General features: G+C 72.0%; 22 protein-coding genes. 12 read left to right on the top strand and 10 right to left on the bottom strand.

Annotated features, from left to right (window positions below):
- Positions 1-6: 6 nt before the first annotated feature.
- The gene (locus ACLJN9_RS14220) at positions 7-528 is read right to left on the bottom strand and encodes a GNAT family N-acetyltransferase (protein WP_410811753.1); all 522 of its coding nucleotides are present in this window, start codon (positions 526-528) and stop codon (positions 7-9) included.
- The gene (sodN, locus tag ACLJN9_RS14215; protein WP_410811751.1) at positions 525-929 is read right to left on the bottom strand and encodes a superoxide dismutase, Ni; all 405 of its coding nucleotides are present in this window, start codon (positions 927-929) and stop codon (positions 525-527) included. The genes ACLJN9_RS14220 and sodN overlap by 4 nt, the downstream gene beginning before the upstream one ends.
- A 69-nt stretch (positions 930-998) precedes the next feature.
- On the opposite strand from sodN, the gene ACLJN9_RS14210 reads away from it, so the two are divergent.
- The 3 genes from ACLJN9_RS14210 to ACLJN9_RS14200 all read left to right on the top strand — a co-directional run bounded on the left by ACLJN9_RS14210 (position 999) and on the right by ACLJN9_RS14200 (position 3,685).
- Entirely contained in the window at positions 999-1,364 is a 366-nt protein-coding gene (locus ACLJN9_RS14210; protein ID WP_410811750.1) for a S24/S26 family peptidase, read from the top strand.
- Positions 1,365-1,506: 142 nt separating this feature from the next.
- Entirely contained in the window at positions 1,507-2,685 is a 1,179-nt protein-coding gene (locus tag ACLJN9_RS14205) for an NADP-dependent malic enzyme (RefSeq protein ID WP_410811748.1), read from the top strand.
- Positions 2,686-2,722: 37 nt separating this feature from the next.
- Positions 2,723-3,685 carry a zinc-binding dehydrogenase gene (locus ACLJN9_RS14200; RefSeq protein ID WP_410811747.1) on the top strand — a complete coding sequence of 321 codons (963 nt, stop codon included), beginning with the start codon at positions 2,723-2,725 and terminating at the stop codon, positions 3,683-3,685.
- Positions 3,686-3,909: 224 nt separating this feature from the next.
- On the opposite strand, the gene ACLJN9_RS14195 is transcribed toward ACLJN9_RS14200, so the two are convergent.
- Together ACLJN9_RS14195 and ACLJN9_RS14190 are read right to left on the bottom strand one after the other, a co-directional pair.
- Complete coding sequence (locus ACLJN9_RS14195) at positions 3,910-4,875, bottom strand: alpha/beta hydrolase family protein (RefSeq protein ID WP_410811745.1); 966 nt, start codon at positions 4,873-4,875, stop codon at positions 3,910-3,912.
- 73 nt (positions 4,876-4,948) lie between these two features.
- Entirely contained in the window at positions 4,949-5,482 is a 534-nt protein-coding gene (locus ACLJN9_RS14190; protein ID WP_410811744.1) for a nucleotidyltransferase domain-containing protein, read from the bottom strand.
- 359 nt (positions 5,483-5,841) lie between these two features.
- On the opposite strand from ACLJN9_RS14190, the gene ACLJN9_RS14185 reads away from it, so the two are divergent.
- Entirely contained in the window at positions 5,842-6,009 is a 168-nt protein-coding gene (locus ACLJN9_RS14185) for a hypothetical protein (RefSeq protein WP_410811743.1), read from the top strand.
- 20 nt (positions 6,010-6,029) lie between these two features.
- Here the strand turns inward: ACLJN9_RS14185 and ACLJN9_RS14180 are convergent, their stop codons facing one another.
- The 6 genes from ACLJN9_RS14180 to ACLJN9_RS14155 all read right to left on the bottom strand — a co-directional run bounded on the left by ACLJN9_RS14180 (position 6,030) and on the right by ACLJN9_RS14155 (position 15,516).
- The gene (locus tag ACLJN9_RS14180; RefSeq protein ID WP_410811742.1) at positions 6,030-7,145 is read right to left on the bottom strand and encodes an acetate/propionate family kinase; all 1,116 of its coding nucleotides are present in this window, start codon (positions 7,143-7,145) and stop codon (positions 6,030-6,032) included.
- Positions 7,142-9,208, bottom strand: a complete 2,067-nt coding sequence (pta, locus tag ACLJN9_RS14175; protein WP_410811740.1) for a phosphate acetyltransferase — start codon at positions 9,206-9,208, stop codon at positions 7,142-7,144. Before pta ends, ACLJN9_RS14180 begins: the two co-directional genes overlap by 4 nt.
- A gap of 262 nt (positions 9,209-9,470) precedes the next feature.
- Entirely contained in the window at positions 9,471-9,656 is a 186-nt protein-coding gene (locus ACLJN9_RS14170; RefSeq protein WP_007464679.1) for a DUF6104 family protein, read from the bottom strand.
- Between the two features lie 100 nt (positions 9,657-9,756).
- On the bottom strand, positions 9,757-13,521 hold the full coding sequence (locus ACLJN9_RS14165; protein ID WP_410811739.1) for a multifunctional oxoglutarate decarboxylase/oxoglutarate dehydrogenase thiamine pyrophosphate-binding subunit/dihydrolipoyllysine-residue succinyltransferase subunit: 3,765 nt from the start codon (positions 13,519-13,521) through the stop codon (positions 9,757-9,759).
- Positions 13,522-13,759: 238 nt separating this feature from the next.
- Positions 13,760-14,584, bottom strand: a complete 825-nt coding sequence (locus ACLJN9_RS14160; RefSeq protein WP_410811738.1) for an ABC transporter permease — start codon at positions 14,582-14,584, stop codon at positions 13,760-13,762.
- Complete coding sequence (locus tag ACLJN9_RS14155; RefSeq protein WP_410811737.1) at positions 14,581-15,516, bottom strand: ABC transporter ATP-binding protein; 936 nt, start codon at positions 15,514-15,516, stop codon at positions 14,581-14,583. Before ACLJN9_RS14155 ends, ACLJN9_RS14160 begins: the two co-directional genes overlap by 4 nt.
- Positions 15,517-15,793: 277 nt before the next feature.
- Here ACLJN9_RS14155 and ACLJN9_RS14150 point away from each other — a divergent pair, with 277 nt between their 5' ends.
- The 8 genes from ACLJN9_RS14150 (at position 15,794) to ACLJN9_RS14115 (ending at position 24,287) form a co-directional block, all read left to right on the top strand.
- The gene (locus ACLJN9_RS14150) at positions 15,794-16,573 is read left to right on the top strand and encodes a GNAT family N-acetyltransferase (protein ID WP_410811736.1); all 780 of its coding nucleotides are present in this window, start codon (positions 15,794-15,796) and stop codon (positions 16,571-16,573) included.
- Complete coding sequence (locus ACLJN9_RS14145; protein WP_410811735.1) at positions 16,570-17,520, top strand: 1-acyl-sn-glycerol-3-phosphate acyltransferase; 951 nt, start codon at positions 16,570-16,572, stop codon at positions 17,518-17,520. The genes ACLJN9_RS14150 and ACLJN9_RS14145 overlap by 4 nt, the downstream gene beginning before the upstream one ends.
- Positions 17,521-17,606: 86 nt before the next feature.
- Positions 17,607-18,209 (top strand): helix-turn-helix transcriptional regulator, encoded by a 603-nt coding sequence (locus ACLJN9_RS14140; protein WP_410811733.1) that lies wholly within the window; start codon positions 17,607-17,609, stop codon positions 18,207-18,209.
- Positions 18,210-18,304: 95 nt separating this feature from the next.
- The gene (locus ACLJN9_RS14135) at positions 18,305-19,006 is read left to right on the top strand and encodes a response regulator transcription factor (protein WP_110561683.1); all 702 of its coding nucleotides are present in this window, start codon (positions 18,305-18,307) and stop codon (positions 19,004-19,006) included.
- Between the two features lie 55 nt (positions 19,007-19,061).
- Positions 19,062-20,618, top strand: a complete 1,557-nt coding sequence (locus ACLJN9_RS14130) for a sensor histidine kinase (protein ID WP_410811731.1) — start codon at positions 19,062-19,064, stop codon at positions 20,616-20,618.
- Positions 20,619-20,680: 62 nt separating this feature from the next.
- Positions 20,681-22,231 carry a trypsin-like peptidase domain-containing protein gene (locus ACLJN9_RS14125; protein ID WP_410811729.1) on the top strand — a complete coding sequence of 517 codons (1,551 nt, stop codon included), beginning with the start codon at positions 20,681-20,683 and terminating at the stop codon, positions 22,229-22,231.
- Positions 22,232-22,411: 180 nt separating this feature from the next.
- Positions 22,412-23,083, top strand: a complete 672-nt coding sequence (locus tag ACLJN9_RS14120) for a BON domain-containing protein (RefSeq protein WP_410811728.1) — start codon at positions 22,412-22,414, stop codon at positions 23,081-23,083.
- 148 nt (positions 23,084-23,231) lie between these two features.
- Positions 23,232-24,287 (top strand): glycosyltransferase family 4 protein, encoded by a 1,056-nt coding sequence (locus tag ACLJN9_RS14115; protein ID WP_410811993.1) that lies wholly within the window; start codon positions 23,232-23,234, stop codon positions 24,285-24,287.
- The last annotated feature ends 20 nt before the right edge of the window (positions 24,288-24,307 follow it).

Raw genomic sequence — 24,307 nt, 5'->3', positions numbered from 1 at the left:
ACCCGGTCAGTCGCCCGCACGCGTGCCGGCGGCTGCCGCTTGGGCGGCAAGGGCGCTCAGCGCGTCGCCGCTGAGCCGGTAGGGCACCCACTCGCTCATCGGCTCGGCGCCGATCGAGGCGTAGAACCCGGCGGCCGGATTCCAGTCGATCATCCACCACTCCAGCCGCCGGTAACCGCGCCGCACGCAGATGTCTGCCAGGGTGGCGAGCAGGAGCCGGCCGGCACCGGTGCCACGGGCGGTCGGGCGGACGTAGAGGTCCTCCAGGTAGATGCCGTGCACGCCGGCCCAGGTGGAGAAGTTGAGGAACCACAGCGCGAAGCCGACCGGCTGGTCCTGCGCGTCGACCGCGACGTGACCGTGGAGCGCCGGCGCGGGACAGAACAGGGCTGCGGTCAGCTGCTCGGTGGTGAGGTGACACTGCTCGGGGGCGCGTTCGTACTCGGCCAGCTCGTGCACCATGGCGACGACGGCCGGCACGTCCTCGGGACGTGCCGGCCGGATCGTCGGGATGAGCGGCGACGTCACGCCTTCTTGGTCTCCCAGAAGATCTTCGAGATCTCGTCGATCTTCGCGAGCAGCTTGTCGGCGGTGGCCGGGTCGAGGCTGCCCTTGACGCCACCGGCGCCGGCGAGCTTGGTGGTCTCGTTGAACAGCGTGTGCAGGTTCGGGTACTTCTCGAAGTGCGCCGGCTTGAAGTAGTCGGTCCAGAGCACCCAGAGGTGGTGCTTGACCAGCTCGGCGCGCTGCTCCTTGATGATGATCGAGCGGGTACGGAACTCCGGGTCGGTGTTCGCCTGGTACTTCTCGCAGATCATTTTGACCGATTCGGCCTCGATCCGGGCCTGGGCCGGGTCGTAGACGCCGCACGGCAGGTCGCAGTGAGCGCTCGCGGTGACGCGGGGCGCAAGGATGCGTGGAAGTCGCATCAGGATCCTCCATGGGAAGTTTGCGATGATCAAAGGCGACATTACTCCTGGGAATGCTCCCCGAACCGGATGGAGGTGAAACCAGTGCGGGCCGATCACTCGGCGGAGGCGCCCAGACTGCGGGGGCCGCTGACCGCTGTCCTGATCACCGGTCCGTCCATGGCGCCGACCCTCCGGCATGGCGACGCGGTGCTGGTCCGCCCGGGCGGACGACCGATCCGCCCCGGAGACGTGGTGGTGGCGGTCTTCCGGACGCGCCCGGAGCTGCTGGTGGTGAAGCGGGCGGTCCGTCCACAGGACGGCGGCTGGTGGCTGCGCGGGGACAACGACCTGGTCACCGACGACTCCCGGGCGTACGGGGTAGCCGACGTGCGGGCACGGGTGGTGGCCCGCTACTGGCCGCGCCCCGGACGGGTCCCCCGTCGACCGTTATGACCCTGCTCACATCCGAGGGGCACCGTCGACACTATGCTCGGAAAGTGCCCGGGTGACCCCCGCACCGCGTGCCACCGCTCGCCGCCAACCTCGCGGCCGAGCGAGCCGCCCCGTCTGCTCGACAGATCCTGGAGTCACCACCATGTCGTCGTCCACCGTGGACCCCGCTGATCCCGTCTTCCAGCTGCACCGCGGCGGCAAGATGGCCGTCACCTCGACGGTGCCGCTGACCAGCCGGGAGGACCTCTCTCTCGCGTACACCCCCGGGGTTGCCCGGGTGTGTGAGGCGATCGCCGCCGACCCCGACCTCGCCGACGAGTACACCTGGGTGTCGCACGTCGTCGCGGTGGTGACCGACGGTTCGGCGGTGCTGGGTCTGGGCAACATCGGCCCGCGTGCCGCACTGCCGGTGATGGAGGGTAAGGCGGTGCTGTTCAAGCAGTTCGGCGGCGTGGACGCGGTGCCGGTCTGTCTGGACACCCAGGACGTCGACGAGATCGTCGCGGTGGTGCGCGCGCTGGCCCCCTCGTTCGGCGGGATCAACCTGGAGGACATCAGCGCACCGCGCTGCTTCGAGGTCGAGCGCCGGCTCGACGAGGCGCTCGACATCCCGGTCTTCCACGACGATCAGCACGGCACCGCCATCGTGGTGCTCGCCGCGCTGCGCAACGCCGCCACCCTGCTCAACCGCAAGCTCGGTGACCTGCGGGTCGCCGTCAGCGGCGCCGGCGCGGCCGGCGTGGCCGTGACGAAGATGCTGGTCGCCGGGGGCGTCAACCCCGACCAGGTGGTGGTGTGCGACTCCAAGGGGATCATCGGCCGGCACCGCACCGGGTTGACCGGCACCAAGGCCGAGCTGGCCGAGAGCACCAACGCCGACGGTCGCGAGGGCGACATCACCGAGGCGCTGCGGGGCGCGGACGTCCTGATCGGCGTCTCCGGCGGGCAGATCCCGGAGGCCGCGGTCGCCGGTATGGCGCCCGGCGGGATCGTGTTCGCGCTGGCCAACCCGACCCCGGAGGTGCACCCCGAGGTGGCTGCCCGGCACGTCGCGGTCGTCGCCACCGGGCGCAGCGACTACCCCAACCAGATCAACAACGTGCTGGCGTTCCCCGGGGTGTTCCGGGGTGCGCTGGACGCCCGGGCCACCCGGATCACCGACGGCATGAAGGTCGCCGCCGCGGACGCCATCGCCGGCGTGGTGGCCGAGTCGCTGACCGTCGAGGCGATCGTCCCGTCTCCGCTGGACCCGCGGGTCGCTCCGGCGGTCGCCGAGGCCGTCGCCGAGGCGGCCCGTCGCGACGGCGTCGCCCGCCGGTGAGGCGGGGCTCTTCTTAACGGGCGCTCAGCTTGTTACCGTGCCGATCATGCGTGCTGCCTTCGCCACCCGCCTCGACGACGCCGATCCGCTCGCCGCGCTCACCGTCGGTGAGCAACCCGAGCCGACCCACCCGGCCGACGACTGGGTGACCGTGCAGCTGCGGGCCACCTCGCTCAACCACCACGACCTCTGGTCACTGCGCGGGGTGGGGCTCACCGAGGCGCAACTGCCGATGATCCTCGGCTGCGACGCGGTCGGCGTCGACCCGGAGGGGAACACGGTGGTCGTCTACCCGGTGATCGTCACCCCGGGTGACCCCCGCGGGGTCTCCATCCTCTCCGAGCACTTCGCCGGCACCCTCGCCGAGCGGGTCGCCGTACCCCGGTCGAATCTGGTCCCGCTGCCCGAGGGGCTGGCGGTGACCGACGCGGCCTGCCTGCCGACGGCCTGGTTGACCGCGTGGCGGATGCTGACCACCAAGGGCCGCGTCGAGGACGCCGACAGCGTGCTGGTGCAGGGCGCGGGGGGTGGCGTGGCCACCGCGGCCGTCGCGCTGGCCGTCGCGATGGGCAAGCGGGTGTACGCGACCAGCCGCGACGCCGCCAAGCGGGAGCGCATCACGGGGCTCGGCGCCACCGCCCTCGAGACCGGTGCCCGGCTGCCGGAACGGGTCGACGTGGTGATCGAGACGGTCGGTGCGGCCACCTTCGACCACTCGCTGAAGTCGGCCGCGCCGATGGCCCGGATCGTGGTCTCCGGCGCCACCGCCGGGCACGAGCCGCCGGTGAACCTCCGTCGGGTCTTCGCCATGCAGCTGGAGATCCTGGGCACGTCGATGGGTACACCGGGTGAGCTGTACGAGCTGCTGGCGTTCTGCGCCGACCGTGCCGTGCGCCCAGTGGTGGACAGCGTGATCCCGTTCAGCCGCGTCGAGGACGCCTTCGCCCGTCTCCACTCCGGGGACGCCTTCGGCAAGATCGTCATCGACCACACGGCCTGACGCCGCCCCGCGTTACGCCGCCCCGCCCCGCCCCGCCCCGTCGCCGCCCCGCCCCGCCCCGCCCCGCCCCGTCGCGCCGCCGCCCCGCCGCCGCCCCGCAAGATCGCGCAACATCATGGAAATAGTGGCCTCGGCTTTGCGGGAGGCCACTATTTCCTGGTTATTGCGTGGTCTTGAGCAGCCGGAAGCGGGGAAGCGGGCGGGAGCGGTCCGCGTGTGCGAGCTCAGAGGTGATCGTCGAAGGTGGCGATGTCGCCGCGCGTCGCATCGGTGGGGATGCGCTTCTTGGCCTCCGTGTCGCCGTAGAGCGTCCAGCGGAGGAACTCGACGGACGTGTCCGACACCACCCGCAATGACGCGCTGTCGCTGAGCAGGGCACGCCCGTGGTCGCCCTTGGGCAGGCTCAGCATCGCCTTCGGCCAGGGCACCTTGTCGTACACCGCCTTGCCCGCCGCGTACTCGACCACCTCGTCCAGCTCGCCGTGCACGAAGAGCTGCGGGGCGGCCGCGCCGGCGAAGGCGGTGCCCACCCCGAGTGCCGTGCCGGCGAACACCACGCCGGCATCCAGCCGTTCGTCGCGGGCGGCGGTGAAGAGGCCGATGGTGGTCACCCCGCCGGCCGAGTGCCCGGCCGCGGCGACCCGGTCGGCGTCCAACCGGCCGTGCAGCTGGTCGTCGGTCCTGTCGTTCAGCGCGAGCACCTGGTCCAACGCATACGACACGTCGGCCGGTTGGTTGAGCACGTCGAGGACGTTGCCGTCGCCGCCCTTGGACGTGTGTGGGAACGTCGGCGCGGCCACCACGAAACCCGCGGCCGCCCACCGGGTCAGCAGCGTGGCGTAGTCGTCCGGCCGACCGCCGAGGCCGTGGCTGAACATCACCACCGGAAACCGGCCGCTGGCGGCGGCCACCGACCGCTTCGCGCCGCCGCCGGCATTCCCGGCCGCCGGATACCAGAGCGTCACCGGCAGCGCCCGGCCGTCCCGGTTCAGCTTCAGCTGGCGTACGCCGACGGCGAAGGCGCGCTGTGGCGCGGCCCCGGCGGGTGCCCGCGGTGCCGGTGTGGCGGTGGGCTGCGGCTCGGCCGGCGCCTGCCAGGTTTCGCCTGGGCGGGCATCTGCGGAGCAGCCGACCAGGCTGGCCGTGAACAGGGCACTGACCAGGAGCGCAGGAGTGACGCGACGCGACATGAATCCGATTGTGCCTTGTCCGCCACGACCGCTCGGCCAGGTTCGGCGTTGCGTGCCACCCGGCACCGGGCGTTCAGCCGTCCGCCGCGTCGACGTGCCTGCGGTGCAACCGGGCCAGGTCGTCGGCGTCCTTCGGCCGGCGGGGCCGCTCGGGCATCCAGACCGGGTACATCTGTTTGAACTCGATCTGGGCAGCCACCGAGATCGTCGGCGCGCTGAGCGAGCCGATCCGGCCCGGTGGCGCGTCGAGCATCCCGTCCGGCAGCACCGTGCCGACCCACGGCCCGGCGCCCACCGTCACCCGACCCTGCCGGTCCCGACCCAGGTACGCGACGCTGACCTCCACCTCGCCCGCGAACAGGTCGAGCTGCTGCTCCACCGGCATGCGGGGGTCCAGGCGCCAGCCCCGGGCCAGCAGCAGGGCGGCCAGCCGATCGCCGTCCGCCCGCCAGCAGTACCAGTCGACGTCGAGATGCGGCCGGGTCACCTCGCCGAGGTGGAAGTCCATCGCCCAGCCGCCGCGCAGCCACACCGGCACGCCGGCCGCGCCGGCGACCATGACCACCTCGGCGATGCTCGCCAGCTGGCGGTGTGCGAGGTCGTCCACCGGGCCACCGTACGGCTGGGGGCGGTGACCGCCAGCGGGGACGCGCCGAGCGCGGATCGAGGGTGAGCGTACGCACGCCGACGACGTACGACCCCTCGGGCGCCCGGCGCGCCGACCGCGCCTGCCCGGGGCGGCGGTGACCCTGCCTACCACGGCCAGCAGGGCTGTCACCGGTACGGCGATCAGCCGCCCCGCCCCCATCGTAGAGCGGTAGGTGCCCGAGTGTGCGGAGCGTCCCCGCCGTCCGGCCCGCCTGCGCCCGCCACCCGGTCGGGTTCGTTCCGCCGCCCGGTTCCACCAGACACGCCGACGCGGACCGGGGGCGGTGTGGCGTGACCGGCTTCGCTAGGGTCACCGGCATGCCTGAGAACTACACCGACCCCAGCGGCAACACCGAGGCGTTCCGCGCGTTCACCGAGATCCCGGAGGCGACCGCGCCGACGGAGCCGCCGTCCCGCCTGCCGCTGATCATCGCGGTGGCGGTGGTCGTCGTGCTGCTGGTGGCCCTGGTCGTCTGGCTCGCGTAGAGCCCAGCGCGGCCAGGTCGTCAGCCGACCCCGACCACGTCCCGGGTCTGCCGGGCGATCTCGCGCTCCTCGTCGGTGCGGATGACGCAGACGACCACCTCGGCGCCGTCCGGGGAGATCACCCGGTCACCGTCGGCACCGTTGCGGGACGGGTCCACGGCGATCCCGAGCCGGTCCAGCCCGGCCAGTGCCGCGGCTCGGACGGGCGCGGCGTGCTCGCCCACACCGGCGGTGAAGGCGATCGCGTCGACCCGGCCGAGCAGCGCGTAGTACGCGCCGACGTACTCGGTGATCCGCCGGCAGTACACGTCGAAGGCCAACTCCGCCGCCCGGTCCCCGGCCGCCCGGCGCTGGAGCACCTCACGCATGTCGTTGGCCCCGGTCAGCCCGAGCAGGCCGCTGCGGTGGTTGAGCAGGTCGTCGATGTCGTCCACCGACAGCCCACCCTCCCGGCGCAGATGGAAGATGACCGTGGGGTCGAGGTCGCCGCTGCGGGTGCCCATCACCAACCCCTCCAGCGGGGACATGCCCATCGAGGTGGCGACACTACGGCCGCCCGCCACCGCGCAGGCGCTGGCCCCGTTGCCCAGGTGCAGGGTGATGATGTTGAGCTGCTGGTACGGGCGGCCCAGCAGCTCGGCGGTGCGGCGGGACACGTACCCGTGCGAGGTGCCGTGGAAGCCGTACCGGCGGATGTCGTACCGCTCGGCGGTGTCCCGGTCGATCGCGTACGTCGCGGCGGCCTCCGGCAGGGTGTGGTGGAACGCGGTGTCGAAGACGGCGACCTGCGGTACGCCCGGCAGTGCCTGCCGGGCCACCTCGATGCCGGCCAGGTTGGCCGGGTTGTGCAGCGGGGCGAGCGGCACCAGGTCCCTGATCGCGGCCAACACCGCGTCGTCGACGAGCACCGGCGCGCTGAACGTCCGGCCGCCGTGCACCACCCGGTGTCCCACCGCCGCCAGCCCGGTCAGGTCCAGCCCGTCCAGGATCTGCCGGACGGCGCTGGCGTGGTCCATCGGGCCGCCGCCGGGCTCACCGACCCGCTCGACGGTACCCTGGTCGAGTACCCGGTCACCGTCGTAGCGGCGCCACTTCACCGACGAGGACCCGCAGTTGAGCACCAGTACCCGGCTCACGACGCCTCCTCGGCCGCCTGGATGGCGGTGATCGCCACCGTGTTGACGATGTCCGGCACTCCCGCGCCCCGGGACAGGTCGTTCACCGGCCGGCGCAGGCCCTGCATCACCGGGCCGACCGCGACCGCCCCGGCGGAGCGCTGCACCGCCTTGTACGTGTTGTTGCCGGTGTTCAGGTCCGGAAAGATGAAGACCGTGGCCTGACCGGCGACCGGGCTGCCCGGCAACTTGGTCGCCGCCACCGCCGGGTCGATCGCCGCGTCGTACTGGATCGGCCCCTCGACCAGCAGGTCGGGCCGGCGCTCCCGGACGAGCGCGGTGGCCGTGGCGACCTTCTCCACGTCCGCGCCGGCGCCTGAGCTGCCGGTGGAGTACGACAGCATGGCCACCCGGGGCTCGATGCCGAACCGGGCGGCGGTGTCGGCCGACGAGATCGCGATGTCGGCGAGTTGGGCGGCGTCCGGGTCGCGGTTGACCGCGCAGTCTCCGTACACCAGCACCCGGTCGGCGAGCAGCATGAAGAAGACGCTGGAGGCCACCGAGACGTCCGGCACCGTACGGATGATCTCGAACGCGGGCCGAATGGTGGCGGCGGTGGTGTGCGTCGACCCGGAGACCATCCCGTCGGCGTGCCCGGCGGCCACCATGAGCGTGCCGAAGTAGTTGGGCTGCGCCACGACGTCGTACGCCACCTCGGCGGTGACGCCCCGATGGGCGCGCAGCCGGGCGTACTCGGCCGCGAAGTCGTCCCGCCACCCGCTGGTGACCGGGTCCACCACGTGCGCGTCAGCGACGTCGATGCCCAACTCCCGGGTGCGCCGGGCGATGTCGTCCGGCCGGCCGAGCAGTGTCAACTCGGCCACCCCACGGCGGAGCAGGATCTCCGCCGCACGCAGGATCCGCTCCTCGGCGCCCTCCGGGAGCACCAGGTGCCGCCGCTGCGAGCGGGCCCGGTCGATCAGCTCGTTCTCGAACATCAGCGGGGTGACCCGGGTCGACCGGCTGACCCGCAGCCGGCGGGCCAGGTCGTCGGTGTCCACGTAGCGCTCGAACGCGCCGAGCGCCGCCTCCACCTTACGAGGGTTGGCTGCGCTGGGCCGGCCCTCGATCCGGCTCGACGCGGCCACCGTGTCGTAGCTGTCGCTCCGCACGGAGAGCACCGCCAGCCCGGTGTTCAACCCCTCCACCAGCCGCATCACCCGTGGATCGGGCTGCTCGCCGAGGGTCAGCACCAGCCCGGCCACCGACACCTGCCCGGCCACGTGAGCGGCGCTGGCGGCGATGAGCAGGTCGGCGCGGTCCCCCGGGGTGATCACCAGGGCGCCCTCGGTGAGGTGGCCCAACAGGGTCGGCACGTGCGCGGCGCCGACCACGAAGTCCAGCACGTCCCGGCCGAGCGCGGCGTCGTCCCCGGCGAGCAGGGTGGCGCCGAGCGCCGCCGCCACCTCGGCCACCGTCGGCGCCGACACGATCGGCACCTCCGGGATGGCGTACGCCCCGACCGGCAGTTCGGGCAGGACCATCGGCCCCGGCACCCGGTTGGCGATCACCGCGAGCACCGTCGCGCCCAGGTCGGCCAGATCGTGGTACGCCCCCCGCACCGCCGCCGCCACGGCCGCCGGCTCCTGCCCGAAGCCGTCCACCACCGGCACCACGACGCTGCCGAACTCGGTGGCCAGCCGGGCGTTGAAGGCCAACTCCCGCGGACGGGCCGGGTCACCCGGGTCGTCGAAGTCACTGCCCACCACGACCACCGCAGGGCACTGCCGCTCCACCGCCCGGTACCGCTCGACAATGGTCGAGATCAGCTCCTCCCGCCGGCCGTCTGCGACCAGCGCGGCGGCTTCGGCGTAGGTCGCCCCGGCCAGCTCGGCCAACGGCAGCTGCACCCGGTACCGCTCGGTGAGCAGGGCGAGGATCGGGTCCTGACCGGTGTCGGCGACGAGCGGCCGGAACACGCCGATCCGCTCCACCTGACGGGACAGCAACTCCGCCAGCCCGAGTGCAATTGTCGACTTGCCCCCGCCCGAACCGACGCTGGTCAGATACACACTGCGAGCCACCACCCAACCCTAGGAGATGGTCGGTGTGACCGGGATGGTGGGCTGAGAAGGGCCCTGGGGGTTGTGCGTTTCGGCCGGCGGTTGGCGAGGTGTTCACGTCCGCCTTTGCTCTGCTTCAACCCACGCGACATCCGGTGTCCGGATGCCGGACGCTCAGTGTTGCGTCCGTTGAAGCAGAGCAAAGGGGGCGATGCGTGGTGTCGACTCCTGGTCCGACGCGTTCAGCCCTTCCTGGCCGTCCGCTCATCAGGGCAGGGTCGGGTTAGGCGTCTTCGTCATCGGGGTCGTCGAGGCGGGCCAGGTAGGTGGCCAGGCGTTCGATGGGGGTTTCGAAGTCGGGGTTGAGGTCGACGAAGTCGCGCAGGCGTTCGCCCAGCCACTCCAGGGTCACCTGCTCGTCGCCCCGGCGCTCGACCAGCTCCTCGATGCCACGGTCGGTGAAGTACATCGGAACGTCCTCGCTCGTCGTGTCTGCTGCCCCGGTCCGGGGCAGAAAGGCCACCGGTCCCGCCCGCGGGCAGCGGGGCGGGACCGGGGTGTCGGATGGGTCAGGGGCGGGGGAGGGCCGCCTCGATCAAAGCGTTCTGCTCGACCTCGTGCGTCTTGGCCGAACCGACCGCCGGGGCGGCCGCGGCCGGGCGGGAGATCCGCCGCAGCCGGACGTCCGTGAGGTGCTCCAGCAGGTTGAGCGCGACGAACGACCAGGCGCCCTGGTTGGCCGGCTCCTCCTGCACCCAGGCGAAGTCCTCCGCGTTCGGGTACTGCGCCAGGGCGGCTCGGATCTCCTCCACCGGCAGCGGGTACAGCTGCTCGATCCGCAGGATCGCGGTGTCGGTGACGCCACGCTCCTGCCGGGCCTGGAACAGGTCGTAGTAGATCTTGCCAGTGCAGAGCAGCACCCGCTTCACGGCCTCCGGCGCCGGGGCGGCCGTGTCGCGCAGCACCGGCTGGAAGGTGCCGGTGGTGAAGTCCTCCACCGAGGAGACGCAGAGCTTGTGGCGCAGCAGCGACTTCGGCGTGAACACCACGAGCGGCTTGCGCTTGGGTGACAGGGCCTGGCGCCGCAGCAGGTGGAAGTAGTTCGCCGGGGTGGTCGGGATGGACACCCGCATGTTGTCCTCGGCGCACATCTGCAGGAACCGTTCCGGGCGGCCGGAGGTGTGGTCCGGGCCCTGACCCTCGTGGCCGTGCGGCAGCAGCAGGGTGACGGCGGAGCGCTGGCCCCACTTCACCTCGCCGGAGGAGATGAACTCGTCGATCACCGACTGGGCGCCGTTGACGAAGTCGCCGAACTGGGCCTCCCAGGCCACCAGCGCGTTGATGTTCTCCACCGAGTAGCCGTACTCGAAGCCCATCGCCGCGTACTCGCTGAGCAGCGAGTCGTGCACGAAGAACCGGGAACGTTCGCCGTCGCCGGTCAGTGACTTCAGCGGCAGGTAGTCGTCGCCGGTGCGGGAGTCCACCACGGAGGCGTGCCGCTGGACGAAGGTGCCGCGGCGCGAGTCCTGGCCGGCCAGCCGGACGGTGACCCCGTCGTGCAGCAGCGCTCCGAGCGCGATGATCTCGCCGAAACCCCAGTCGATGTTGCCCTCGACGGACATCTTGGCGCGCCGGTCCAACAGCTGCTGGATCCGCTTGTGCGGGGTGAAGCCCTCCGGCAGGTTGACGTGCGCCTCGCCGACCGCCTTCACGACGGCCGCGTCGGTGGCGGTGTCGACCTGCGGCTCCGGCTCCTCCTGGCGGCGCGGCCGGTTGAGCTGGCGCGGTGTCGCGGCGGCGTCCCGGGTGGCCTTGAAGACCTTCTCCAGCTGCGCCTGGTAGTCGCGCAGCAGCTCCTCCGCGTCCTCCACGGTGATGTCGCCGCGGCCGATCAACTCCTCGGTGTAGAGCTTGCGCACCGAGCGCTTCGAGTCAATGATCTTGTACATCTGGGGGTTGGACATCGACGGGTCGTCGCCCTCGTTGTGTCCGCGCCGGCGGTAGCAGACCATGTCGATCACGACGTCCTTGTTGAACGCCTGGCGGTACTCGAAGGCCAGCCGGGCCACCCGGACCACGGCCTCCGGGTCGTCGCCGTTCACGTGGAAGATCGGTGCCTGGATCATCCGGGCCACGTCGGTGCTGTAGAGGCTGGACCGGCTGTATTCCGGGGCGGTGGTGAAGCCGACCTGGTTGTTGACCACCACGTGCACGGTGCCGCCGGTGCGGTAGCCGCGCAGCTGCGACAGGTTGAGCGTCTCGGCGACCACGCCCTGACCGGCGAACGCCGCGTCACCGTGCACCGCCAGCGGCAGCACGGTGTAGCCCTCCAGCTTGAGGTCGATCCGGTCCTGCTTGGCCCGGACGATGCCCTCGAGCACCGGGTCGACGGCCTCCAGGTGCGACGGGTTGGCCACCAGCGACACCTTGACGGCGTGTTCGCCGTCGGGGGTGGTGAACTTGCCGTTCTGGCCCAGGTGGTATTTCACGTCGCCGGAGCCCTGCGTCGAGCGCGGGTCGAGGTGACCCTCGAACTCGGAGAAGATCTTCTCGTACGGCTTGCCGACGATGTTGGCCAGCACGTTGAGCCGACCGCGGTGGGCCATGCCGATGACGACCTCGTCCTGCCCGCCCTCGGCGGAGGCCTCCAGGATCTCGCCGAGCAGCGGGATCAGCGACTCGCCACCCTCCAGCGAGAAGCGCTTCTGGCCGACGTACTTGGTCTGCAGGAAGGTCTCGAACGCCTCGGCGGCGTTGAGCCGGTTGAGCACGTGCTTCTGCTCGTCCGGAGACGGCTTCTCGTACTTGCGCTCGATCCGCTCCTGGATCCAGCGTCGCTCCTCCGGGTCCTGGATGTGCATGTACTCGATGCCGACGCGGCGGCAGTACGAGTCGCGCAGCACACCGAGGATCGAGCGCAGCTTCATCCGCTGCCGGCCGGCGAAGCCGTTCACCGGGAACTCGCGGTCCAGGTCCCACAGGGTCAACCCGTGCTGGAGGACGTCCAGGTCGGGGTGCTTGCGGATGGTGAATTCCAGCGGGTCGGTGTCGGCCATCAGGTGACCGCGCACCCGGTAGGCGTGGATCAGCTCGTGCACCCGGGCGGTCTTGTTGATCTGACCTTCGGAGTTGACCGCGACGTCGCGCACCCAGCGCACCGGCTCGTACGGGATCCGCAGCGAGGTGAAGATCTGGTCGTAGAAGGCGTGCTCACCGAGGATCAGCTCGTGCATCACCTTGAGGAACTCGCCGGACTGCGCGCCCTGGATGATCCGGTGGTCGTACGTGCTGGTCAGCGTGATGATCTTGCTGACGGCCAGCTCGGCGAGGGTGGCCTCGGACATGCCCTGGTAGGGGGCCGGGTATTCCATCGCGCCGACGCCGATGATTGCGCTCTGCCCCTGCATGAGCCGCGGCATCGAGTGCACGGTGCCGATGCCGCCCGGGTTGGTCAGCGAGATCGTGGTGCCGGAGTAGTCCTCCATGGTCAGCTCGTTGCGCCGCGCGCGTCGGACCACGTCCTCGTACGCCTGCCAGAACTGCCGGAAGTCCATCTGCTCGCAGCCCTTGATGGACGGCACCACCAGGTTGCGGCTGCCGTCGGGCTTGGCCAGGTCGATCGCGATGCCGAGGTTGACGTGCGCGGGGCGGACCACCGCCGGCTTGCCGTTGGCCTCGGCGAAGGAGTTGTTCATCTCCGGGTGCTCGACCAGCGCCCGGACCATCGCGTAGCCGACCAGGTGGGTGAAGCTGACCTTGCCACCGCGGCCGCGGGCGAGGTGGTTGTTGATCACGATGCGGTTGTCGACCAGCAGCTTGGCCGGGACCGCGCGGACGCTGGTCGCGGTGGGCACGCTCAGCGAGGCGTCCATGTTCTGGACGATCTTCGCGGCGACGCCGCGCAGCGGTGTGGTCTGCGGGCCGTCGGCGCTCGGCGCGGCGGCCTTCGCGGCCGGCTTGGCCGGGGCGGCCTTCGCGGGGGCGGGCGCGGCGGCCGGCTTGGCGGGCGCGGCGGCGGGCTTGGCGGGCGCCGGCTGCGCGGCGGCCGGCTTGCTGGCGGCCGCCGGCTTCGCCGGGGCGCTCGGCTGGCTGACCGTCGCGGCCGCTTCGGGCTGGCCGTCCGGCTCCGGCGCGGCGGCCGGCGTGCCGGCCGGCTCGTTGCCACGCGGGGTGGCGGCGCCCGGCGCCGGTCGGTAGTCGGCGAAGAAGTCGTGCCAGGCTGAATCGACACTCGTTGGGTCGGCGAGGTAGCGCTGGTACATGTCCTCGACGATCCACTCGTTCGGGCCGAAACCCGCCAGTGGGTTATCCTGCGAAGTCTGCTGGGTCGACACGGCCGGTAATCGCCTCTTTCACGCGGGTTTGTGTGTCACGCGGTGTCCGTCGCGCCCCGTTCGGTGCGTGGACAGGACGGCTCCCAGGCTACGCCGTACGGATCCCGCAGGCATTTCCGCCTCGGTCGCGTGGTCCGATTCACAGAAGATGCCAGAAGTTCAGCAACCGCTGCGTCGTCCGTCGACGACTGCTAGGGAAGCCGGGGCGGCGGCCGTGCCGCCACCCCGGGCTGTCCGTTCAGGAGATGTCGCGTCGACGCATCAGCAGGGTGCCGGCCACGCCGGTGACCACCGCGTACCCGATCAGCACGGCGGCGCCTGCCCAGCGCGGCGGGTTGCCGGGAATGTCCGCCCCGGTGACCATCAGCGACGAGGCCAGCGACGGCACCAGCAGTTGCAGGTTGTTGATCCAGTCACCCCACCGGTCGGCCAGGAGGGCGATCACGAAGATCGCACCGATCGAGCCACCCAGGTAGAGCAGGATGCCGGTCACGGTGGCACCGATCTGGCTGCGGAGCAGGACCCCGATGCCGACCCCGAACACGGCCCAGAGCAGGTACGCGAGCAGGTTCAACCCGATCGCCCGCCAGGCCGCGTCGTTGCCCAGTTGCGACCCCAGCCCGACGGCGTTCAACACCGCCGATCCGGCGACCAGGTTGAACGCGGTGGTGACCAGCCAGAACAGCAGCGCCAGGACGCCGGCGGCGACCAACTTGGCGCTCATCACCGCGGTGCGGTGTGGCGTGGTGAGGAACGTGGTGGTCACCGTCTGGTGGAAGAACTCGCTGGTCACCACGATGATGCCGAGCAGCATCACGATCAGCAGGCCGAAGAACTGCCCGGTGGTGAAGAGGTTCGACGAGAGCGCGTCCGGGCTGGCTGCGGCCTCGAGCTGTGCCGCCTGCTCGCCCGACACCTCGCCGATGTTGTTGCTGGTCAGGGCGTCGGCCTGCAACCAGTTGACGAGCAGCGTGAGCGCCCAGAGCGGCAGGCTGATCAGCGCGAAGATCCACCAGGTGCTGGTGGTACGGATCTTGAGCAGCTCGGATCGGACCAGGTTCATCGGATGTCCGCCTTTCCGGCCGTCAGCTCCAGGAAGACCCGTTCCAGGTCGGGCCGTTCGGTGGTCAGTTCGTGCAGCTCCACCCCGGCGGCCAGGGCGGCCCGGCCGATGGTCGGGGCGTCCACCCCGGCGACCAGGAGGACGCCGTTCTCGTCGGCGTCCACCGTGGCCGACTGTGCCTTAAGCGCGGCGGTCAGCGCCTCGGCCTGCGGCGTGCGGACCCGGACCCGGGCGCCCTGCGCCATCGAGCCGAGGACCTGGTCGACCGGTCCCTGCCGGACCAGCTGCCCGGCTGCGATGATCACCACGTCGTCGGCCAGCAGCTGCATCTCGGACAGCAGGTGGCTGGAGACCAGCACGGTGCGGCCCTCGTGCGCGAGGTTCTTGAGGAACCCCCGCATCCACCGGATGCCCTCCGGGTCCAACCCGTTGGCCGGCTCGTCGAGGATCAGCACCCGGGGGTCACCCAGCATCGCGGCGGCGATTCCGAGCCGCTGCTTCATGCCCAGCGAATAGCCCTTGAACTTGCGCTTCGCCGCCGGAGTCAACCCGACCAGGGCCAGCGCCTCGTCGGCCCGCTGCCTGGGCAGCCCGGCCGCCGCGCAGATGACCCGCAGGTGGTTGATGCCGGTGCGGCCCTTGTGCGCGCTGGACGCCTCCAGGATCGCGCCGACGTGCCGCACCGGCTCGGAGAGGTCGGCGTAGCGGTGGCCACTGATGGTGGCCGTACCTGCGGTCGGGGTGACCAGGTTCAGCAGCATGCGCAGCGTGGTGGTCTTGCCGGCACCGTTCGGGCCGAGGAAGCCGGTCACCCGACCCGCCGCGACGGTGAAGGACAGGTTGTTCACCGCCCTCACGTTCTTGTACTGCTTCGTGAGGCCGGACACCACGATCTGACCGTCGCTGGTGGGGCTTCGCTGCCCGTCAGTCATCGTTCTCCTCCCGTGTGAGGCGTCGAAGTACGCCGTGGCACAGCGTGACGGCCCCGAGCAACAAGGTCAATCAGGCGCGGGCGATCCAGGTGGCCCGGGCCACGCCGAGCAGCGCACCGTGCGGACTGGACAGGCCGGTGTGCACGAGTGCCCCTGCGGCCGCCGAGGCCGGTCAACGCCTCGTACGGCCGTGGTCGGACACATCCGCCGGCCGGCGTTCACCCGATCGACACCGGTGGTCACCGGAGATGGCAACTCGGGCACCTACACAGATCCCATGGCCGTTCTGCATGCCGCTGGCGCACCACTGACGACCAGCGGATACACCCTGCTGATCGCCGACGACCCGATCCAGGTCGCGGCCGCGCAACGCCTGCGCCACGAGGTGTTCGCCACCGAGCTCGGCGCCACCCTCCGTCCGGGCGCGGGCGGACTGGACGTGGACCCCTTCGACGCCCACTGCGACCACCTCATCGTCCGCCAGGAGAGCACCGGCGCGGTGGTGGGCACGTACCGGCTGCTGCCGCCCGGCCGCACCAACCGGCGGTACGCCGAGGACGAGTTCGACCTCACCGCGCTCGACCCGCTCCGCGACGTCCTGGTCGAGGCGGGCCGGTCCTGCGTGCACCCGGACCACCGCTCGGGCGCGGTGATCAACCTGATGTGGGCCGGCATCACCCGGTACCTGCACCTGCGCGGCTCGCGCTGGCTCGGCGGCTGCGCCTCGGTGCCGGTTGCCGACGGTGGCCGGGCGGTGGCCGAGGTGTGGGCGCAGGCTCAGGCCCGGCACCTCGCGCCGCCGCCGCTGCGGGTCCGTCCGCTGCGGCCCTGGTTCGCCGAGCCGTCGGCCGTCGACCGGACGGCCGGCGGCGCCGACTTGGTCGGCCGGGCCGCCGTGCCGCCGCTGCTGCGCGGCTATCTCCGGCTGGGCGCGTGGATCGCCAGCGAGCCGTCGTACGACCCCGACTTCCGGTGTGCGGACTTCTACGTGCTCTTCTCGCTGGACCGGATGAACCCGCGCTACCTGCGGCACTTCCTGGGCGGGGCGGAACAGTGAGCGCCGTACCGCGTGACCTCTGGCGGCCCACCTCGGGCTGTGACGAGGGTTGCCTGCCGGCCGCCGGCGCGGTGCCCACGGTGCCGGTGGCCCGGCGGGTGCTCCGGTTGGTCGCCGCGGCCGGCATGCTGCTGGCCGGGGTGGGCCTGGTGGTGCTGCTGCCGGTACTGCCGGCAGCGGAGCGGCAGGCGGCGATGCGTGCCTGGGCCCGGGGTGCCGCCCGCGCCTTCGGCGTTCGGCTGGTGATCCGGGGCCGGCTGCCCCGGCGACGCGCGCTGCTGGTCGCCAACCACGTCTCCTGGCTGGACATCCTCGCGGTGCTGGCGGTCGCACCGACCCGGATGGTCGCGAAGCGGGAGATCCGCTCCTGGCCGGTGGTCGGCCTGCTGGCCGCGGCGGCGGGCACGGTCTTCGTGGACCGGTCCCGGCCACGGGCGCTGCCGAGCACCGTGCGTCGGGTCGCCGACGCGCTGCGCGCTGGTCGGTCGGTCACGGTCTTTCCGGAGGGTACGACCTGGTGCGCCGGAAACGACGCGGCCGACTGTCGTCCGGGAGGCGGCTTCCGACCCGCGACGTTCCAGGCGGCCATCGACTCGGGCAGCCCGGTGGTGCCGCTGCGGCTGCAGTACCGCTGTTCGGCCACCGGGGAGCCCACCACCGCTGCCGCGTTCCTCGGTGCCGACACCCTGCTGCGCTCGGTGGCCCGCGTGGTGGCGGCGCGGGACCTGGTGGTCACGGTGACGATCACCGCCGCGCTGCACCCGGCCCGCGACGCCGACCGGCGGTTGCTGGCCCGGGCCGCCGAGTCGGCCGTACACCTGGTGCCCCGAACGGCTGCGCCGGCGCGGGCCCGGCTGCGCCCGGTGCCCACCCTGACCTCGGCGGTCGGCCCGACGGTGGCCGCGCTGACGCCCCACGATGGCCGGGAGCTGGACCTGGCGGCCTGAACAACAGCGGGTATTGTGGTATCGCGATGTATCGCGTTAGGGTCTGCCCGGTGGACGCGCGAGGGTGCGTCGTCGAGGAGGCCGCCGTGACCGCTGTGTTCAGCCACGGCCGGCTCCGGCTCTACCTGCTCAAGCTGCTCGACGACGGCCCTAAGCACGGCTACGAGCTGATCCGGCTCCTGGAGGACCGGTTCCTCGGGCTCTACGCCCCCAGCGCTGGCACCATCTATCCCCGGCTTCAGCGTCTGGAGGCCGAAGGGCTGGTCAGCCACACCGCCGCGGGCGGCCGCAAGACGTACGACATCACCGACGCCGGCCGCGACGAGCTGGGCCAGCGACACGGCGAGCTCACCATCCTGGAGGCGGACATCGCCGCCTCGGTCGCCGACCTCTCCACGGTCGCCGGCGAGGTGGGCGGTTCGGTACGTGGCCCCAAGCGGGAGCTGAGCACGGCCGCCCGGCGGACCCCGCGTGGTAGCTGGGAGCCGCCGTCACCGCCGCGTCCGGCGACGGGCCCCGCCGGCGAGGCACGTGACGGGCTGCTCGACGAGCTGGATCAGCGACTGGCGGCGTTTCCTGCCGAGGTGGGTCGGTTGGCGAAGACCCGGCAGTTCAGCGACACTCAGCTGCGCACCGCGATCCGGCTGCTCGACGGCGCCCTGGACGGGCTGCGCCGGCTGTTGCGCTGACCGACCTCGCCGATCGGTCGGCCCGACCACGGACTCACAGGGTTTTTGCAGGAAGCGTCCAGCGCCGGCGCAGCGAGTACGCCGAGAATGGGCACATGCCCGCTACCCAGACTGAGGCGCGACTGCTCGTCGTCGAGGACGACCCCAACATCCTCGAACTGCTCTCCGCGAGCCTGCGCTTCGCGGGGTTCGACGTGGCCACCGCGACCAGCGGGAGCGCGGCCCTGCACGCCGCCAAGGACCACCGGCCCGACCTGGTGGTCCTCGACGTGATGTTGCCGGACCTGGACGGCTTCGAGGTCATCCGGATGCTCCGCGAGGGCGGCACGCGTACCCCGGTGGTTTTCCTGACCGCCCGGGACGCCACCGACGACAAGATCCGTGGGCTGACCCTGGGTGGCGACGACTACGTCACCAAGCCGTTCAGCCTGGAGGAGTTGACCGCCCGGATCCGGGCCGTGCTGCGCCGCACCACCACCGGCGAACAGGCGCCCTCCCGGCTCACCTTCGCCGATCTGGAGTTGGACGAGGAGACCCACGAGGTGCACCGGGCCGGGCAGCGGGTGCAGCTCTCGCCGACCGAGTTCAAGCTGCTGCGCTACCTGATGCTCAACGCCAACCGGGTGCTGTCCAAGGCGCAGATCCTCGACCACGTCTGGAACTACGACTTCCGCGGCGACGACAACATCGTGGAGTCCTACATCTCCTACCTGCGGCGCAAGGTCGACACCACCCAGCCTCGACTGATCCACACCCTCCGTGGCGTCGGGTACGTGCTGCGCAAGCCGGCTGCGTGAGCGCGAGGAGTACAGCGCAGCGGAGCCCCGCGGTCGCGTACGACAGGTGGCCTCGGTGAACCCGGTCCAGCAGGCGAAGGGACGGCTGCGAGGCGTGCCGCTGCGGGTGAAACTGGTGACCTCGGTGCTGACGCTGGTCGCCGCCGCGCTGCTGGTGATCAGTTCGCTCACCACGTTCTTCCTGCGCGGTTATCTGGTCGATCAGGTGGACGCGCAGCTCCAGGGCACCACCCAGGCCATCGGGCCACTGCTGCCGGCCCTGCGTACCCGCAAGGTCGACGCGATGCTGCCCAGCGACTACGTGGTGGTGCTGGCCACTCCGAGCGCGGTCAGCCCACCCAGCTACGACCAGTACACCCTCGACCCGGCGCAACTGCCCCGCTTTCCGACCGACGTCGCCGGCTTCGCCAAGCTGGAGGGCAAGCCGTTCGACGCCGTCTCGCAGGACGGCAGGACCCGCTGGCGGCTGTACTACGCGGCGCAGCCCAACAACGAGGTGCTGGCGGTGGGGCAGCCGCTCACCGACGTGGACCGGGCGGTGCAGCGCCTGGTCTGGATCGACCTGCTGGTCGGCGGCGCGGTGCTGATCATGCTGGCCTCGGTGGGCGCGGCCATCGTGCGGACCAGCCTCAAGCCGCTGGTGGAGATCGAACGGACCGCCGCCGCCATCGCCGGCGGTGACCTGACCCGCCGGGTGCCCGACCCGGAGGAGGGGCAGGGGCAGCCCACCTCCGAGCTGGGCCGGCTCTCGCGCGCGCTGAACACGATGCTCGCCCAGATCGAGGCGGCCTTCACCGCACGGGCGGCCTCGGAGACCGCCGCGCGCTCGGCGGAGAGCACCGCCCGGGACGCGGCCGCCGCCGCCCAGACGTCCGAGGCGCGGGCCCGACGCTCCGAGGAGCGGATGCGGCAGTTCGTGGCGGACGCCTCACACGAGCTGCGTACCCCACTGACCACCATCCGCGGCTTCGCCGAGCTGTATCGGCAGGGCGCGGCCCGGGCGCCGGAGCAGACCGCCGGCCTGCTGCGCCGGATCGAGGACGAGGCGGCCCGGATGGGACTGCTCGTCGAGGATCTGCTGCTGCTCGCCCGACTGGACCGGGAACGGCCGCTCTCGCTGGCACCGGTCGAGCTGCCGGTGCTCGCCAGCGACGCCGTGCAGGCCGCCAGGGCGATCGCGCCCGACCGGCGGATCGAGCTGGAGATCGAGCCCGGCTCGGGCCCGCTCGTCGTCTACGCCGACGACGCGCGGCTGCGTCAGGTGATCGGCAACCTGGTCACGAACGCGCTGACGCACACCCCACCGGACGCCGAGATTCAACTCCGGTTGCGGGCCGAGCCGGGGAACCTCGCCGTGGTGGAGGTGGCCGACACCGGGCAGGGCCTCTCCCCGGAGCAGACGGAACGGGTGTTCGAGCGGTTCTATCGGGCCGACGCCGCACGGACGCGGCGGGCCGACGGCAACACCGGCACCGGCCTCGGCCTGGCGATCGTGGCGGCGCTGGTCGCCGCCCACCACGGCTCGGTCGAGGTCACCGAAACTCCCGGCGGCGGGGCCACCTTCCGCGTCCGTCTGCCCCAGGTGCCCCAGGTCGACGGGGTGGGCGAGTGACTTTCAGCCAACTTCCAGGGCCGTTCCAGGTTGGTCGCAGTGCACGGGGAGAAGGTAGTGGCATGACCGAGTTCGAGTCCGACCCGCAGCGCCAGCCGGCCGCCACCGACGCCGAGCCGTCGCACCCCACCGCCGAGCTGCCGCGCGACGAGCGCGTGCAGTCCGACTCCCCGACCACCCCCGTTCCGGTCGTTTCGACCACCGGGGACGCGGCGACCACGACCGCCGCACAGCCGACCGGGTACGAGCCTCCGGCCGCCACCGGATCGGCCCCGCCGTACCCGGTCCCGGGCCACCCGGCACCCGGCCAGCCCAGCCAGCTCGGCCAGCCTGGCCAGCTCGGCCACCCCGGCCACCCTGGCCAGCTCGGCCACCCCGGCCAGCCCGGCTACCCGCAACCGACCGCGGGCCGGTACCCCGGCGCCCCCTGGTACCCGGGCCAGCAGCAGTCCGGCTGGGCCGGCGGGGGCCAGCCGGGCGCGGCATACCCGCCGCACCCCGGGCAGCCGGTGCCGCCGTGGGGTCCGCAGACGGCGCCGCCCGGCAGCGGGCCCCGGCCCGGCCGGATCGCCAAGTTCGCCGGCGCCGGCGTGGCCGTGTTCGCCCTGATGCTCGGCTCCGGCGTGGCCGGTGGAGCGCTCGCACTCGCCCTCAACGGCGACGGCGGCGGGGTCACCCGCACCTACTCGGCGGCCCCGGTGCTCAACAGCGCCGACCTGCCGAAGATCGCCGCCTCCGTGCAGGACAGCGTCGTCTCCATCGCCACCGACAGCGGCGAGGGCTCCGGGGTGGTGCTCAGTGCCGACGGCTACGTGCTCACCAACAACCACGTGGTCGCCTCCGCCACCGGCGACACCGTGCAGGTAGTGTTCGCCGACGGCAAGAACGCCCAGGCGAAGATCATCGGCACCGACCCGAAGACCGACCTGGCCGTGGTCAAGGCCACCGGGGTGAGCGACCTCAAGCCGGCCACCCTGGGTGACAGCGACGCCATGCAGGTCGGCGACCAGGTGCTCGCGCTCGGCAGCCCGCTCGGCCTGCAGGGCTCGGTTACCTCGGGCATCCTCAGCGCCCGGGACCGCACCATCCGGGCCGGCGAGGGTCAGCAGCAGGACCCGAACCAGCAGAGCCAGGCGGTCAGCTCGATCTCCGGCCTGCTCCAGACCGACGCCCCGATCAACCCCGGCAACTCCGGCGGCGCCCTGGTCAACACCCGGGGCGAGGTGATCGGCATCAACACCGCCATCGCCACCTCGGGGCAGAGCACCGGCAACATCGGTGTCGGGTTCGCCATCCCCAGCAACAAGGCCAAGGACGTCGCGGGCAAGCTCCAGCGCGGCGAGAAGGTCAGCCACCCGTCCCTCGGGGTCGGTGTCAACCAGGCCGAGGGCGGCGGCGCGGTCGTCGCGTCGGTCACCCCGGGCAGCGCCGCCGAGAAGGCCGGCCTCCAGCGGGGTGACGTCGTCACCCGGTTCGGCGACAAGGCGATCAACGACTCCGACGACCTGGTCGGCGCGGTGCAGGCCGGCAAGGTCGGCGACCGGGTCGAGGTGCAGTTCAAGCGAAACGGTACGGAGAAGTCGGCAACCGTCACGCTTTCCGAAACGTCGTAACCGACAACTGAACCTGCCTCCTCCCTCCGGCGGCGGGTGGCGGGGCCAAGGGGGTTGGCTCCGTCACCCGCCGCTTCTTCCGCCTCGACGGCGGTTCACCCGGATCGGGTGGACCGCCGTCACCCGTGTGTCCGGCAGGTTCGAAAGGGCGAGCCCGCAACCGTACGGGGGGTGGATGCCATGAGCGTCGAGACGGATGTCCGGAACGACCAGAGGATCCAGCGTGACGTCCTGGCCGAGTTGGCGTGGGACGCGCAGGTGCAGTCGTACGAGATCGGCGTGACCGTCGACCAGGGGGTGGTGACCCTGACCGGTTTCGTGGACGGCGCCGCCCGGAGTTGGGCGGCAACCCGCTGCGCCCAGCGGGTCCGTGGGGTGCGGGCGGTGGCGGACGCCGTCGAGGTGCGCCTGCCGGGCACACCGGGGCGTACCGACGCCGAGATCGCCATCGCCGCCAGTCGGGCCCTGGAGTGGGACAGCTTCGTGCCCGCCGAGCGGCTGGACGTGACCGTCGCCAACGGGTGGCTCATGCTTCGCGGCGAGGTCGAGTTCGGCTGGCAGCGGCGCAGCGCCGAGGGGGAACTGCGCCGGCTGGACGGCGTGCGGGGGATCACCAACCTGGTGGAGGTGCGACCGCCCGCGCCGCTGGCCGCCGAGCCGCTGCGGCGGGACGTCCAGCGGGCTCTGCTGCGCACGATCGGCGCGGATCGGGTGACCGTCGAGGTGGACGGCGACACCCTGGTCCTCGCCGGGGTGGTTCGCTCCTGGTGGGAACGTGACCAGGTCGAGCGGGTGGCCTGGTCCGCCCCGGGGGTACGGGTGGTCCACGACCAGCTCCTGGTCGGCGGGTGAGCGTCCGTCTTGTCCGGTTTACTGCCGGCGCCACCGGGAAATCGCCGCCGACCGGCGACGACGGTCGACCGGGGATGATCGGGGAGGACTCGTGGCCGTGAACCACCTGCCCGCCGACCGCCCTCCGGAGCGGCCGTTGCGCATCGCGATGGTGGTTCCGCCCTGGTTGTCCGTGCCGCCGCCCGGCTACGGCGGCCTGGAACAGGTCGCTGCCGGCCTGGTGGACGCGCTGACCGGGCGCGGGCACACGGTGACCCTGTTCGGCGCCGGCGACGAGCACGGCACCGCGGCCGACCGCTTCGTCTCCACCATCGCGGAGGTCCAGTACGAGCGGCTCGGGGAGTCGCTCCCGGAACTGGCCCACCTCGCGCGGGTGAACCAGATGATCACGGCTGACGACTTCGACGTGATCCACGACCACACCACGATCGGTCCGCTGGTGGCTGGCCGCCGTGCCGTGCCGACGGTGGCGACCGTGCACGGCAACCCGGTGGGGGAGTACGGCGCCGTGCTCAGCGACGTCGACCAGGGCGTGGCGCTGGTGGCCATCTCCCACGCGCAGCGCCAGCTCAACCCGTTCCTGCCGTGGGCTGGCACCGTGCACAACGCGCTGGACATCAGCGGTTTTCCCCGCAAGACCACGCCCGGCCCTGGGCCGGTGCTGTGGCTGGCCCGGTTCAGCCCCGACAAGGGCCCCGACGTCGCCATCCGGGCGTGCCGGGCGGCCGGACTGCCGCTGCTGCTGGCCGGCAAGTGCAACGAGGCGGCCGAGCGCCGCTACTACGAGCAGGTTGTCGCGCCACTGGTCGACGAGGACGTCACCGTCGTACAGAACGCCGGCCGTGCCGAGACCCTGCGGATGCTGGTCGACGCCCGATGCCTGATCATGCCGATCCAGTGGGACGAGCCGTTCGGCATGGTGATGGTGGAGGCGATGGCGACGGGTACGCCGGTCGTCGCGCTGGCCAGGGGTGCGGTGCCGGAGCTGGTGCGTTCCGGGCTGACCGGGCTGGTCTGCGAGCGGCCGGAGGAACTTCCCGAGGCCCTCCGGGCGGCGGAGCACCTGGATCCGGACGACTGTGTCGCCCACGTGGCGGAGAACTTCTCGGTCGAGCGGATGGCGTCCGGTTACGAGAAGGTCTACCGCCGCGTCGTCGCCGGTCGGCACGGTGTCCGCGAGCCGGCCCGGGTCGCGATCCGCTGACCCAACCGTCGCACTGCCCC

The sequence above is a fragment of the Micromonospora sp. 067-2 genome, assembly GCF_046549295.1.
Taxonomy (GTDB): domain Bacteria; phylum Actinomycetota; class Actinomycetes; order Mycobacteriales; family Micromonosporaceae; genus Micromonospora.
The sequence above is the reverse complement of the archived record's forward strand: the minus strand, read 5'-3'. Positions and strand labels throughout refer to the sequence as shown.

What these genes read in the sequence shown, in the direction of transcription:
- ACLJN9_RS14120 (WP_410811728.1), top strand. Translation starts at nt 22,412, where the DNA reads ATGAGCGTCGAGACGGATGTCCGGAACGACCAGAGGATCCAGCGTGAC.
- ACLJN9_RS14185 (WP_410811743.1), top strand. Translation starts at nt 5,842, where the DNA reads ATGCCTGAGAACTACACCGACCCCAGCGGCAACACCGAGGCGTTCCGC.
- ACLJN9_RS14135 (WP_110561683.1), top strand. Translation starts at nt 18,305, where the DNA reads ATGCCCGCTACCCAGACTGAGGCGCGACTGCTCGTCGTCGAGGACGAC.
- ACLJN9_RS14160 (WP_410811738.1), bottom strand. Translation starts at nt 14,584, where the DNA reads ATGAACCTGGTCCGATCCGAGCTGCTCAAGATCCGTACCACCAGCACC.
- ACLJN9_RS14125 (WP_410811729.1), top strand. Translation starts at nt 20,681, where the DNA reads ATGACCGAGTTCGAGTCCGACCCGCAGCGCCAGCCGGCCGCCACCGAC.
- ACLJN9_RS14155 (WP_410811737.1), bottom strand. Translation starts at nt 15,516, where the DNA reads ATGACTGACGGGCAGCGAAGCCCCACCAGCGACGGTCAGATCGTGGTG.
- ACLJN9_RS14210 (WP_410811750.1), top strand. Translation starts at nt 999, where the DNA reads ATGGAGGTGAAACCAGTGCGGGCCGATCACTCGGCGGAGGCGCCCAGA.
- ACLJN9_RS14205 (WP_410811748.1), top strand. Translation starts at nt 1,507, where the DNA reads ATGTCGTCGTCCACCGTGGACCCCGCTGATCCCGTCTTCCAGCTGCAC.
- ACLJN9_RS14115 (WP_410811993.1), top strand. Translation starts at nt 23,232, where the DNA reads ATGGTGGTTCCGCCCTGGTTGTCCGTGCCGCCGCCCGGCTACGGCGGC.
- ACLJN9_RS14150 (WP_410811736.1), top strand. Translation starts at nt 15,794, where the DNA reads ATGGCCGTTCTGCATGCCGCTGGCGCACCACTGACGACCAGCGGATAC.
- ACLJN9_RS14195 (WP_410811745.1), bottom strand. Translation starts at nt 4,875, where the DNA reads ATGTCGCGTCGCGTCACTCCTGCGCTCCTGGTCAGTGCCCTGTTCACG.
- ACLJN9_RS14170 (WP_007464679.1), bottom strand. Translation starts at nt 9,656, where the DNA reads ATGTACTTCACCGACCGTGGCATCGAGGAGCTGGTCGAGCGCCGGGGC.
- sodN (WP_410811751.1), bottom strand. Translation starts at nt 929, where the DNA reads ATGCGACTTCCACGCATCCTTGCGCCCCGCGTCACCGCGAGCGCTCAC.